Annotated in this window: 9 protein-coding genes; 7 read left to right on the top strand and 2 right to left on the bottom strand. The window is 58.6% G+C overall.

Annotated features, from left to right (window positions below; translation table 11 throughout):
• Positions 1-161 precede the first annotated feature (161 nt).
• Complete coding sequence (locus Q0D41_RS03675; RefSeq protein WP_294375355.1) at positions 162-3,116, top strand: BspA family leucine-rich repeat surface protein; 2,955 nt, start codon at positions 162-164, stop codon at positions 3,114-3,116.
• A gap of 168 nt (positions 3,117-3,284) precedes the next feature.
• Here Q0D41_RS03675 and Q0D41_RS03670 read toward each other — a convergent pair whose 3' ends face one another.
• Positions 3,285-4,088: a hypothetical protein gene (locus tag Q0D41_RS03670; protein ID WP_294375351.1), complete on the bottom strand. Its 804-nt coding sequence runs from the start codon at positions 4,086-4,088 to the stop codon at positions 3,285-3,287.
• A gap of 457 nt (positions 4,089-4,545) precedes the next feature.
• Between Q0D41_RS03670 and Q0D41_RS03665 the strand changes: the two genes are divergently transcribed.
• From Q0D41_RS03665 to Q0D41_RS03650, 4 genes are all read left to right on the top strand, one after another.
• Positions 4,546-5,505, top strand: a complete 960-nt coding sequence (locus Q0D41_RS03665) for a phosphate ABC transporter substrate-binding protein (protein ID WP_294375349.1) — start codon at positions 4,546-4,548, stop codon at positions 5,503-5,505.
• 47 nt (positions 5,506-5,552) lie between these two features.
• Positions 5,553-7,286: an ABC transporter permease subunit gene (locus tag Q0D41_RS03660; protein WP_294375348.1), complete on the top strand. Its 1,734-nt coding sequence runs from the start codon at positions 5,553-5,555 to the stop codon at positions 7,284-7,286.
• Positions 7,271-8,050, top strand: a complete 780-nt coding sequence (locus tag Q0D41_RS03655) for a phosphate ABC transporter ATP-binding protein (protein ID WP_294375345.1) — start codon at positions 7,271-7,273, stop codon at positions 8,048-8,050. Before Q0D41_RS03660 ends, Q0D41_RS03655 begins: the two co-directional genes overlap by 16 nt.
• Before the next feature lie 132 nt (positions 8,051-8,182).
• Positions 8,183-8,761 (top strand): GNAT family N-acetyltransferase, encoded by a 579-nt coding sequence (locus Q0D41_RS03650; protein ID WP_294375343.1) that lies wholly within the window; start codon positions 8,183-8,185, stop codon positions 8,759-8,761.
• 22 nt (positions 8,762-8,783) lie between these two features.
• On the opposite strand, the gene Q0D41_RS03645 is transcribed toward Q0D41_RS03650, so the two are convergent.
• Positions 8,784-9,650 carry a LuxR C-terminal-related transcriptional regulator gene (locus Q0D41_RS03645; protein WP_294375341.1) on the bottom strand — a complete coding sequence of 289 codons (867 nt, stop codon included), beginning with the start codon at positions 9,648-9,650 and terminating at the stop codon, positions 8,784-8,786.
• 432 nt (positions 9,651-10,082) lie between these two features.
• On the opposite strand from Q0D41_RS03645, the gene ptcA reads away from it, so the two are divergent.
• On the top strand, positions 10,083-11,120 hold the full coding sequence (gene ptcA, locus Q0D41_RS03640) for a putrescine carbamoyltransferase (protein ID WP_294375338.1): 1,038 nt from the start codon (positions 10,083-10,085) through the stop codon (positions 11,118-11,120).
• A 67-nt stretch (positions 11,121-11,187) separates the two neighbouring features.
• Positions 11,188-12,621, top strand: coding sequence for a Na+/H+ antiporter NhaC family protein (locus Q0D41_RS03635; protein ID WP_294375334.1), 1,434 nt, complete (start codon positions 11,188-11,190; stop codon positions 12,619-12,621).
• Positions 12,622-12,769 lie beyond the last annotated feature (148 nt).

Raw genomic sequence — 12,769 nt, 5'->3', positions numbered from 1 at the left:
GCATCGCTGCCCCAGGTCCTGAAACCTGCTAAACGCTACGAGCATTTAACAGGTTTGAAGAGCGAGAAGCTTACCAAACTTTCCTTGCATTTTGAGAGTCTATCAGGGACTATGGATGCATCTGTTTGCGCATGTTCCGAAAGGGAAAGGGGAGTGCACTCATGCAAAGAAAAAGGGTGGTGAAGGGAAACGCTGCGTTGCGTTGCGCGCTGTCGCTGACGTTGGCGGTCGGAATGGCGCCAACGCTGGCGTACGCCGATAGCCTTGACGCGCAAGATGCAGCGCCGCAACCGTCCGTCAACTCCGCGGACAACGGCACTAATTCCGAAGCCGTGGCTTTAGCGTCGTTTTGCTCTTTCGGCGAAGGCTGCGAGTGGATGCTCGATGCCTCTGGCGCCTTGACGGTTCGTGCAACCGATGGCGTATCGGGCACGCTGCCTGCTGGAACGTGGCCCTGGGCCGATGCAATCGACCAAATCACGTCGGTGGTATTCGAGCCGGGCGTGAAAGCCGGTTCCTCGCTGAGCGACCTTTTCAACGGCGCGGTAAATCTGACAAGCGCAGACCTCTCCAGGCTCAATTCCTCGGGCGCGACCACTATGGACTGCATGTTCAAGGGCTGCTCGTCGCTGGTTGATGTGAACTTGACGGGGTTCGATTCTTCGAACGTTACTTCGATGGCTGAGCTGTTTTCGGGATGTTCCTCTTTGGAGAAGGTCGATTTGTCCTCGATCGACAACTTGAGCGTTACTGATCTTTCGGGCTTGAGCGGCATGTTCAAGGACTGTACCAAGCTCAGCTCCATAACGCTTGGCCAGCGATTCTCCCACGGTGGAGGAGAGGAAAATAGCACCTGCATCATATTTCCTAAGTTGCCCGCCGACCAGGGATTCACGAACCGATGGCGGAGTTCGTCGAATAATCGCCTTTATATTCGCAAGTCGAACCCGCAAAGCGGTTACGATAAAATTCCCGATAGGACCGCAGCAACGTATACCGCGGAAAAGCTTGACGATGGCTGGCGCCTGTTCCGCGCCGATTACGACAGGGATGCATCATACGATCAGGTAGTAAGCAACTGCATGTGGAAGGTCGATAACGGCACGTTGCGCATCAAGCCGTACAAGGAATCGGATGATCCCGATGATGGCTTCTACCTTAGAAGTTGGCCTAGGCCTTGGGCGGCCTACAACGATCAAATCACGGCCATTTCGATTGAGGAAGAATGCAACTTCAAAGGTTCGATTAACAACGCCTTCGGCGGTATGCCCGCGCTGAAAACCGCAGATTTGAGTGGACTGTCGCTCCGGCAGATTCAAGATATGGGCTTTCTGTTCTCCGGATGCCCCCAGCTTGAATCCGTTACGTTCAATAGCAATTGCAAATCCAGCGTTAGAACCTATGAATCCATGTTTCGCGACTGCACGTCGTTGAAGTCCGTCGACATGTCCGGCGTCGACTGCGGTGGTTGGGCGGTCGAAAGTCTGAAATACATGTTCGGTGGCTGCACCTCCCTTGAGAAGGTTGACGTTTCTGGCATGGCCACGGGTCAGTTTACGAGAATGGAAGGCATGTTCAATGGGTGCACCGCGTTGCGTTCAATCGCCGTTGGCAGCACGTTCACTTTCCAAGGGGAAGACCACAGCAGCAAGATACTGCCCGATTTAGGGGCCGGCTACACGGGGAAATGGGTGAGCTCGGTTGATGGCAACGCATATGCCCAGAATGAGATTCCTGGATTCGTCGCTGCAACCTATACGCCGCAGCGGGGAACGACGGATATTTCTGGCGCTCGCATAATGGGCTGGAAGTCGTTGTATACCGACGACGAGACCATACCGACAAGCGTAGATGTGATAGTTGGCAATGCGCTATTGGTTCAAGACAGTGATTACACGCTTGAAAGAGTGCACGATTTCAACGCCTGCCCCGGTGAGCCTACGCTCGGTAAGTGGGAATATGTCATCCGCGGCAAGGGCAATTACGCGGGCGAGATTCGTCGAACGCTCTATGTGAAACATGTCGTAGATGCGCCGACGGTTGCTCAGGGGCTTGTTTATAACGGCAGAGAGCAGAGCTGCCTCGACCCTTCGAGCCTCCCTTCGATGGTGAAGCTTAGCAATGCGACAGCGACAAAACCGGGCTACTATACGGTAACTGTGTATTTCGATGGCGAAGACGCCGATTTCTATATGTGGGATAAGGCTGGATCGGCAGAGCTTCAATTGCCCTGGAAGATTGCGAAGGCCGATGCCGAAACGACCCTAACCGTCGCGGGATACGCACAGCAATACGCGTGGACTGGTTTCTGGATTGAGCCGAAGGTACAGGTGCGTGTACCTTGGCAGGACAATCCGCTTGTCGAAGGCCAGGATTATGAGGTGTACTACGACAACAATAGAGATGTCGGAACGGCGACGATTAGTGTCTGGCCCAATGGGGATTTCTTTGACGGGGCGAAAACCGTTGAATTTGAGATTGTTGAAGGCGTGGTGCCGGAGCCCGAACCCGTCGTGAGCGGCACGTGGAAAGGCAGCGCGGGTAAGTGGTGGTATCAGTACAGCGACGGCTCTTATTTGAAGTCTTGTTGGAAGGATATCGACGGTGCTCGTTACTACTTTGACGATAACGGCTATGCCAAGGCTGGCTGGGCGATTATCGATGGCTCCTGGTATTGGTTTGACCTCTCGAGCAGCGCGATGAAGACCGGGTGGCAGAGCATCGGTGGCACGTGGTATTGGTTTGCCGATTCTGGCGTTATGGCTTCGGGCTGGCAGCAAGTCGGTGGTTCGTGGTACCTGTTCTCGGGCTCCGGCGCCATGCAGACCGGATGGCAGTTTGTGGGCGGCGCGTGGTACTATCTCGGCGGCTCCGGCGCCATGCAGACCGGATGGCAGAGCATCGGAGGAGCTTGGTATTGGTTCTCGGGCTCTGGCGCGATGGCAACTGGTTGGCAGCAGATTGATGGCGTGTATTACTACTTCAACGGCTCTGGCGTTATGCAGCGCGATTGCTGGGTCGGCGACTACTACCTTACCGGCTCGGGCGCGATGGCGACCGACCAATGGATCGGCTCCTACCACGTAGGCGCCGATGGCAGGTGGGACAACCGCTAAGCCTTCGTGTTACTTGAACCTGTAAATGCTCGTAGCGTTTACAGGTTTTAGAGCGATTGGGTCATATAGAGACGCAACAAGGAACTGGCCCCGCATCATGCGGGGCCAGTTTTACGTTTCCTGAATGTGCTAAACGCTACGAGCATTTAGCAGGTTTCGGCGCTCGATTTACTGCACCAGGTTTTCGACGGCCCAGCGCACGGCGGCGCCTCGGCGGGCTTCTTGGCGAAGCAGGCACGCGTGGCCCGTTTCCAAAAACTCACGCTTCAGCTCTATTTCGCTGCCGGGCTTCAGGCGGGAAAGGGCCGCGAATTCGTCGTCTTCGGTCGCCTCGAGCTCCTTGCTCATGAACACAAGGTCAAGCGCGATGTCTTCTTCAAGCGCCTCGCGCGCCTCGGCCTCGAGGCGTTCTTCAACCTCGGCCGGCTTCACGCCATGTTCGATGCGATACTCGCGATAGGTTTGGCCCTTGCTCGCAAGCTCGCCGCGGAATTCCTCGCGGCGCTCCTTTGTCGCCTCGTCGAGCAAAGCCTGAGGCATGGTGCCGTGCAGGCGCTGGCGAAGTGCGCGGCGCACGGCGTCTTCGGCAGTTTCGCCTTCGCCCGCTGCGATGGGCGATTCCAGATCGAGCTCCATGTCGGGCACGGGGAAGGCGCGCGTCGTGAATGTGATGGCCTGCTCCTCATCCCACTCGTCGGGCACCACGAATTGCGGCGTGAGCAGAAACGTCACGCCCAGCGTATCGAAGGCCTGGTGCGCGGCGTTCGCCATAACGATGCCGGCCACGGCCTGCGCCTTCTCGCGGCGGGTGAACATGGCGTCGACCTTTTCGCGCACGTGCGCATCGTCGGTCTTCAGCAGGCGCGCCATGCGAATCCATGCGCCACGTGCGAGCACTGCGGTTTCTTCGGCGGAAAGCGACACCACGCACTCGATGGGCGAGCGGTTTTCGTCTATCACTTTGATATCCATGAGGGCTCCTTCGGGGCGCGGAGGTGCGCAAGCGGCACTCTCGGTATTTCGACGAAATGCATCCTATCACCGGGCCGCGCACCGCTTGTACGGGTGCCGTGAACTGCAACCATTCGGTTGACATGCATAAAGGCATCGCCAGTTTTTGATGAACGAGGCGAACCCGCCCAATCTGCGCTGCGAATTCGGCCGTTCGCCAAAAATAGCATTTGACTTATTTTTTGCGCGGGATACTATGGTCGCAGCGAGCGCCGAAATGGAATTCTGCACCGTTTCGCATAGCTCCGCTTTCTGTATTGCGGCATGCGCCGCGCCATTCTGCATTTGACATAGGTGAACTGTACCCTCGTGCGTGCGTGGGTCTGTTTTGGCGTGCTTTGTGGTGCGTTTGCGCTTGAATGCGGGCGTGCCGGCATCGCTGCTGTGTCGATGCAGCGAGAGGAAGGGCTCAAACCATATGAAGAAAACCACCATTATTAAGCGCTTCGGACGCGTTGTCTGCGTTGTGGCGCTGGCGGGCGCGCTGGCGTGCGGCCTGCTCGCGGGCTGCTCGTCGAATTCGTCGTCGAGCGACACCGATGTTCCCGCAACGGGCGAGTTCAAGTCGACCGTCATGTTCTGCGGCTCCACGTCGCTGTATCCCATTATCTCGAGCCTCGCTTCGTCGTTCACCGACGAATACGTGACCTGGGATAAGGTCAATTCCGAGCTTCCCGAGAGCAATATTTCCATCTACGTCGCCCCCGGCGGTTCGGGTGTTGGCGTGAGCGCTCTTGAGGAAGGCACCTGCGATTTCGGCATGGTGGCTCGCACGCTGAAAGATTCCGAGAAGGAAGCCCTCGGCGACTATCGCGAGTATGAGGTCGCCAAAGATGCCCTCACGGTGTCTGTGAACGCCGAAAACCCCATCGTGGGCGTGGTCGATGATATGTCCACCGATACCATTCGCCAGATCTTCGCCGGCGAAATCACCACGTGGGACCAGGTCGACGCTTCGCTGCCGGCCGAACCCATTCAGGTTTACATCCGCGACCTTTCCGGTGGCGCTTACGAGGTGTTCCAGAAGAATGTCATGGGCGATTCCAAGGTGACCGATTCGGCCACCCAGTCCGCCTCCATGACCGAGCTTGCCACCAACATCGCTAACAACAAGTGGGCCATTGGCTACGCTGGCTTCGGCGCCTACAACAAGGCGAACGCCAACGGCACCAAGCTTGTCGCCATGAAAGTCGACGGCGTTGAGGCCACCGAGGCGAACATCGTTTCGGGCGACTACAAGATTCAGCGCCCCGTGATGTTCGTTGGCGTGGGCGAGCCCACCGTGGCGCAGCAGGCGTTCATCGACTACATCTTCTCTGACGCCGGCATCAAGGCCATCACTTCCAACGGCTACATTCCCTCGTTCAGCACGAAGTAATGTCGCTGCAGCTACATACCGGTTTGCCGAAGGTCCGCTCGCTTCATATGCGGGCGGACCGCTTTGCACACGCGTTTTCGGGCGCGCTCGCGGCGTTGGCCGTGGCGGCGCTCGTTGCCGTTATCGCGACGGTCGCGGTGCAGGCCGCGCCCGTTGTTTCAGAAGTGGGACTGCGCGAGTTCTTGCTGGGCCAGGAATGGATGCCCATCGATTTCGGCTTCGGCGCGTCGTACGGTATCGCGAACTTCATCGCTGCGACCATGGTGGTCTCTGCGCTGGCGCTCGCGATGGCGTTCGTGGTGTCGCTCGGCTCGGCGCTGTTTCTGTCGTGCGCGGCCAATGCCGCCGTGCGCGGGGCGCTCCGCTCGGCGATCGACCTGCTCGCGGGCATTCCGTCGGTCGTGTTCGGCTTCGTGGGCCTCGAGGTGGTGTCGAAGGCGTTCATTTCCGCGGGTGTGCCTTCGGGCAACTGCGTTCTGGCGGCTTCCATCGTGCTTGCGATTATGGTGCTGCCATTCATGGTGTCGTCGATGACCGAATCGATGCTCGCGTCGAAGGCGCGCTACCTGGGCGCGTCGCGCGCGCTCGGCGTACCGAAATGGTGCGGCGTGTACGGTGTGGTGCTGCCGGCGTCGTTCGGGAATTTGTGGCCGTGCGTCATGACGGCGTTCGCGCGCGCGATGGGCGAGACCATGGCCGTGATGATGGTCGTGGGCAACGCGAATTTGTTCCCGCAGCTGCTGGGCAAAAGCGAGACCATCGCGTCGCTCATTGCGCTCGAAATGGGCACGGCGGAAGCGGGCAGCACGCACATGCATGCGCTGTTCGCCGCGGGATTCGTGCTGCTTGCGCTCGTGCTTGCGATCGACCTCGCGGCTGCGGGCGTGCAGAAGGCGCTTTCGCAGCATGTGTCGCGCCGTCGCGTAGGCATGTGGGCGCTCGGCCGCGCGGGTGCCGTGTGCGTGCGCGCGTGGGCGTGGGCGAGCATGGGGCTCGTGTGTGCCGTGATCGCGTTTCTGTTCGGCTATGTGTTCGTGCTGGGCGCGGGCTGCATTTCCTGGGAATTCATCACGCAAAGCCCGAGCGGCGCCGTGCTCGGCAGTGAGGGCGGCATTTTCCCCGCCATTGTGGGCAGCGCGTGGTTTACGGGCGTGGCGTTGGTGCTGGCGGTGCCGCTTTCGGTGGGCACGGCGGCCTATCGCGTGTTCTTCTGCAAAAACGGCCGCGTAAGCGCCCTGGTCGGGCGTGTGATTTCGGTTATCGCCGGCGCGCCGTCCATCGTGCTGGGGCTGTTCGCCTACGCGGTGCTCGTGCGCGACGCGGGCCTGGGGCGCTGCGTGCTTGCGGGCGGCGTGGCGCTGGCGATTATGATCGTGCCATTCATCGAGGTGCGCGTCGAGAAAGCGTTTCGCGAAGTGCCCCGAGCCCTGCTTGCGCAGGCGGCTTCGCTCGGCTGCTCGAAAAGCTACGTGTTGCGCACGCTTGTGGCGCCGTACTGCCGCGGCGAGGTGCTCGGCGCCATTGTGCTGGGCGCGCTGTATGCGCTGGGCGCGGCGGCCCCGCTCATTTTCACGGGCGGCGTGGCGTTTGCACCGCTTCCGACCGACGTGTTCTCGCCGGCCATGGCGCTGCCGCTGCATTTGTACCTCATGCTCGCCCAGGGCACGACTATTCCGCAGGTGTACGCCACGGCGTTTGTGCTCATGGCGCTCGTGCTCGTGTGCAACCTGGCCGTTTCGCTCTATGCGTATATAAGGAAAAAGCGATGGATGAAATCTTAGGAGCCGCAGCGCAGCTCGAACCCGCGCTGCGCGTTGCGGAAATGAATGCGTTTTACGGCGAGCGCCAGGTGCTGCGCGATGTGGCGTTCGAGGCGCAGCTGGGCAGCGTCACGGCGGTTATCGGGCCGTCGGGGTGCGGAAAGTCGACGCTGCTCGCGTGCTTGAACCGCACGATCGAAGACGTGCCCGGGGCGCGATGGCGTGGCGATGTGCTTTTACGCGGCGAGCAAACGGCACATTTGAGCGCCGACGAGCTGCGCGCCCGCGTGGGGCTCGTGATGCAGCAGCCCACGCCGTTTCCGTTTTCGATTGAGCGGAATATTGCCTATGGCCTGCGGTTTCGTGGAGTGAGGAACCGTCGGCGCCTGCGCGAGGCCGCCGAGACGTATTTGGATATGGTGGGTCTGCTTGGCGAAATCGATGGCGACGTGCGCCGCAGCGCGCTCGAGCTTTCGGGCGGCCAGCAGCAGCGTTTGTGTATCGCGCGCGCGTTGGCGCTCGAGCCCGACGTGCTGCTGCTCGATGAGCCGTGCTCGGCTCTTGACGTGGCGAGCTCGGCCACGGTTGAGGCGGCGATTGGCGAGTTGAAGAAGTGCTGCGCGGTGGTTGTGGTGACGCACAACTTGGCGCAGGCGCGCCGCATCGCCGATAGCGTGGTATGCATGGATGCGGGACGCGTGGTGTGGCAGGGCGGCTGCGCGGAGCTTTTCGAGGAAAAGCGCGAGTCGGTGCTCGCGCCGCTGTACGGCAGCGAGCTTCTTTAGGGCGGCGTGCCTTTCCGCACGTAATGCGTTGTTTTCCCAGATGCGGGCTTTTGCCCCTTGTTAACGTGGCTGTAACGCAGTACAGTTTCAGGAATGCATAAATATGCTGAAACTTGCATAGAAAGCCGTAAAATGAACGAACTCGTGCATACATTCCGCCTTGCTACGCCCGACGATGCCGAGGCTTTGCTGAAAATCTACGAGCCGTATATCGCCACCACGGTCACCAACGAGACGCAGGTGCCCGCGCTCGGCGAATTCCGCCAGCGCATCGTCGACCGCGACGGCGCGTATCCCTACATTGTGTGCGAGGAAGATGGGCGCCCGGTGGGCTATGCCTATGGCAGCCGTCTGTTCAGTCGCGCGGCGTATGCGTGGTCGGCGGAGCTTTCGGTGTATTTCTCGACCGACCATCGCGGGCGCGGGCTCGGTCGCGCGGTTTACGGCAAGCTGTTCGACCTGCTCGCGCTGCAGGGCGTGCGCACGGTCGTGGGCAAGGTCGTGTGCCCGAACGAGAAAAGCGACCATTTGCACGAGAAAATGGGCTTCGAGCTGGTGGGCACGCTGCGCGCGGCAAGCTGGAAGCTGGGAGCGTGGCACGACGTGCACCTGTGGGAGAAGCATATCGGCGACGTTGAAGCTGAGCCTGCGCCGCTGCTGCGCCTGTCCGAGGTCGACCCTGAAAAGGTGCGTGCGATCCTCGAGGCGTAGGAGCAGGGCATTGTGTCTGAGCCTAACTTCTCCAGAATTGTTGAAGGAGTTCTTGGCGGGTTTTCGTGCCCGTTTTCTTGAAGATATTATGCGTGTGACTCTTCACCGTGCCGAGTGCAAGGTGCATTTCGCTGGCGATGTTTTGGTTGTCTTTGCCGTCGATTATCGCGCGCAGGATATCTTGTTCGCGCGTGGTGAGGGCGTGTCTATCGCAGTACAAGGCAAAATTAGCGGTCACGTAACGCTCTTGGTCGCTTGCTTTCGGAATAGGGGGAGCGTCGTGCCGTAGGCGGAAGAGCTCCATGGTGTGGCGAACGGTCATTGTTGCTAGCAAGATGACAAGAATATTTTCCGAGAAATTCCGTTCAGAGATAAAAATTGGAAGCAGCGTTTCCATCATTTCCTGAGAAGGGTGCCATAGCAAAATTACCAGGGAGTTTTCGATAATGATGCAGCAAATAAGCACTGCCGACGCCAAGATCACGGGTTTTTGGCGCTTCACGAGCGCTCGTGTGGCGTGGGAAGTGTTTTTCGATTTGGCGAGCCATGTTAAATAGGCCAAGCACCAGATGAGGAACGCTTCGCGCATTGAATAGAACAGCCATTGCTTAATGGGGCCATCGGGAAGTATACATGCGATGAGGAAGTCAAGCGCAATGAAGACTGCTCCTGGAAGCACTTGGAGCAAGAGCCCCGTCTTGCCCATGTACATGCAAATTGCGAGCCAGAGCGATTCCAGAATTCCGCAGGCCAAGATGGCTTTAATGTAAGGGCTTTGAATCTCGTAGAGCGCGTTGAGGGTTATGGCGCTGCCATGATTGAGATATTCGGCTTGAAAGATGAACGACAGATCGAAGAAGTAAAGGAAAAACGCGATGGCCACATACATGAACATGCGGTTGCGCGTTATGACATAGGAGCCGGCAGCCGCCGTTGAAGCGACCGCGCATGTAAACATAATGATAATGGTGTAGGTAGAAAACGCCGCTTCCAAATCTGACCCCTTCTCGATTTGATTGCCCCACGCTTTTCTTCGAGCAATCATATACAAATATGCGGTCTTTTGAATACCGAAAGCGCTCTATGCGCAGTTGAGAAAGGTTTAATTGAGTTTAGTCAGGTGTTCATGCCTGTCGAGTGTTTTTTTACAATCGACCCCATGAAGTGGCTAAACGGGGATTTAGCTTTTTGAACCCATTTCGGCAGCGGCTGAACTCGCTTGGGGCTTCTAAACTCTGGGCGTCGCGATGCATAGTGCGAACTGTCAGGGCACTTGAGGAAGGGCCTCAAGGCTACAAGCGTTTCTCACAAGGAGGAAACCATGGCAGTGAAGGACTACATCGACACTAACGACTTCACCAAAGAAGAGCTTCTTGACATGATTGAGCTCGCACGCTCCATGAAGGCCATGAAGAAGGCTGGGCGTTATCCGTTGATTCTGAAGAACAAGACGCTTGGCATGATTTTCCAGCAGGTGTCCACGCGTACCCGCATCTCCTTCGAGACGGCCATGACCGACCTTGGCGGCCACGCTCAGTTCTACGGACCCGGCACCATCCAGCTTGGCGGCCATGAGTCCATCGAAGACTCCGGCCGCGTCATGGGCAGCCTCGTCGACATTCTCATGGCTCGCGTTGACCGCCACAAGGATGTCGCAAATTTGGCCAAATATGCCGCATGTCCCGTTATCAACGGCATGTCCGAATACAATCACCCCACGCAGGAGCTCGGCGATCTGCTTACCATGATCGAGAATCTGCCCGAGGGCAAGAACATCGAAGACTGCAAGGTCGCCTTCATCGGCGACGCGACCCAGGTGTGCGTGTCCCTGATGTTCATCGCCTCCAAGATGGGCATGGATTTCGTGCAGTTCGGCCCCAAGGGCCATCAGGTTACCGACGGCGGCCTTCAGGTCGATACCGATATCGACCTGGTCGCCATCGCCGAAGAGAACTGCAAGATTTCCGGCGGCACCGTGACCATCTCCGACGACATCGAGTGCATCAAGGGCGCCGATTTCATTTACACCGACGTTTGGTATGGCCTGTATGACGACGAAGAGGAAGGTGCCTCCTACATGGACGTCTTCTATCCGAAGTACCAGGTCACCATGGACATGATGAACTATGCGAGCCCCACCTCGAAGTTCATGCATTGCCTGCCCGCTTCTCGCGGCGAGGAAGTCGTCGATGAGGTCATGGACGGCGATCGCAGCTTGTGCTGGGACGAGGCTGAGAACCGCGAGCATTCCATTCGTGCTATCTTGGCGTATCTCTGCCCGAAGACTGAAGAGGACGCCGCTGCCGCCGATGCCGCAGAGGCCCGCATGAACGCGGTCCTCGCCAAGATTGGCAAGTAATCTTCGTTATTGTTGAGCGGAAGGGGCCGCCCAATGCGGTCCCTTCCTGTTTGAAAGGTATTCTGCCGTGGCTGAAAAGACGAGAACGAAAAAAGAGGTGAAGTTCCGCCACGGAATGCTCGCCTTCGGCTTGCTTGCTGTAGTTATGTTCGGCTGTGTTGTGGGATTGGGAACCGACCCCCAGATTCCTATGCTTATCGGCTGCGTCATCGCCGGCCTTATCGCATTGTATTTGGGCTTCGATTGGGAAGAAATTCTCGATGCCATGCAGAAGGGCATCAACGACTCCATGGAAGCGTGCCTGATTCTCATATGCATCGGCATCATGGTCGCCGTCTGGATTCTTTCGGGCACCGTTCCCACGATGATCTACTACGGCCTCGAGGTGGTCACGCCCCAGCTGTTCTTACCGGTGTGCTTTCTGGCGACGCTCATCATCGGCATAATCGTGGGCTCATGGGGCGCCGCGGGCACTATCGGTCTGGCGTTTATCGGCATCGCTGCCGCGCTCGATGTCCCCTTGGGCATGGCTGCCGGCGCCATCATCGCGGCGGCGTACGTGAGCGAGATTGTGTCGCCCCTGGTCGATGGCCCGAATTTGGCTGCAGCCATCGCCGATGTTGACGTATTTGCGCTATGCAAGCGGTTCCTTCCGCTCGTTATCATCGTATGTCTGGCATGCACGGGCATCTATGCCGTCATCGGCCTGGGTCTGGACGTGTCCGGCGACGTCGAATCGTCTACGTCGGCGATTTTGGCCGGCCTGCAAGATGCTTACAACATCGGCCCCGTGACGCTCATTCCGCTGGCGGTGATGGTCGCATGCGTGGCTTTTCAAGTTCCCGCCATCCCCTCATTCCTCGTGGGCATCGTGCTCGGCGCTATTGAGGCCGTTTTCTACCAGGGCATCGATCCCTCGGTGCTTATCGATTCCATGGTGGCAGGCGCCGAGTCGGATACGGGCGCCCAGCTTATCGACACCTTGCTGTCTGCTGGCGGCATCAACGAGATGCTCGAGACCATCTCCATCATTTTGTTGGTCATGGCGTATGCGGGCATCATGCAGCATTGCGGACTCATGGCCTCGATGGTCGAGCCGATCATCGACAGGCTGAAGAGCCTCGCGTCGCTGGTCGGGGCCACCGTATTCTCGGGCGCGCTGTTCAACGTGCTGCTTCCCGACCAGTATCCGGCGATCACCATGTCCACGCTGGTCTATCGCGACGAATTCAACCGCCGCGGCGTCGACCGCGCCGCATGGGGTAACATCGTGAACTCGTCGGCCGGCATTACTTCGGTGCTCGTGCCGTGGAACACGTGCTCCATTTACATGGTCACCATTTTGGGCGTTGCCTGCGTCGATTACATGGGATACGCGTTCTTCTGCTACCTGTACCCGATCGTGGTGTTTATCGTGGCCGCGCTCTTCGGAAAGAAGCTAGGCTGGGCTCCCAAGGAGGAACCCGAGCCCGCGCCGATCGAGGCGAAGGCGGAAGCGTAAGCCCTGGTCGGTTTGGCGAGGCTTCTAAACTCTTAACACCATCGCAAGTTTGAGCACGCTCTTCTTGCTTGGTCTTCCCAAAAGGGGTCGCATTCCCCGCGGCCCCTGCCAATTTTGAACAATTCAGAACCCGAGTTGCGCCCGGAAG

The sequence above is a fragment of the uncultured Slackia sp. genome (genome assembly GCF_934630525.1).
In the GTDB taxonomy this organism is placed as follows: domain Bacteria; phylum Actinomycetota; class Coriobacteriia; order Coriobacteriales; family Eggerthellaceae; genus Slackia.
Note: the sequence above shows the minus strand (reverse complement) of the source record. Positions and strands in the feature narration are given on the sequence as shown.

What these genes read in the sequence shown, in the direction of transcription:
- Q0D41_RS03660 (WP_294375348.1), top strand. Translation starts at nt 5,553, where the DNA reads ATGCGGGCGGACCGCTTTGCACACGCGTTTTCGGGCGCGCTCGCGGCG.
- ptcA (WP_294375338.1), top strand. Translation starts at nt 10,083, where the DNA reads ATGGCAGTGAAGGACTACATCGACACTAACGACTTCACCAAAGAAGAG.
- Q0D41_RS03645 (WP_294375341.1), bottom strand. Translation starts at nt 9,650, where the DNA reads ATGTATGTGGCCATCGCGTTTTTCCTTTACTTCTTCGATCTGTCGTTC.
- Q0D41_RS03650 (WP_294375343.1), top strand. Translation starts at nt 8,183, where the DNA reads ATGAACGAACTCGTGCATACATTCCGCCTTGCTACGCCCGACGATGCC.
- Q0D41_RS03670 (WP_294375351.1), bottom strand. Translation starts at nt 4,088, where the DNA reads ATGGATATCAAAGTGATAGACGAAAACCGCTCGCCCATCGAGTGCGTG.
- Q0D41_RS03655 (WP_294375345.1), top strand. Translation starts at nt 7,271, where the DNA reads ATGGATGAAATCTTAGGAGCCGCAGCGCAGCTCGAACCCGCGCTGCGC.
- Q0D41_RS03675 (WP_294375355.1), top strand. Translation starts at nt 162, where the DNA reads ATGCAAAGAAAAAGGGTGGTGAAGGGAAACGCTGCGTTGCGTTGCGCG.
- Q0D41_RS03665 (WP_294375349.1), top strand. Translation starts at nt 4,546, where the DNA reads ATGAAGAAAACCACCATTATTAAGCGCTTCGGACGCGTTGTCTGCGTT.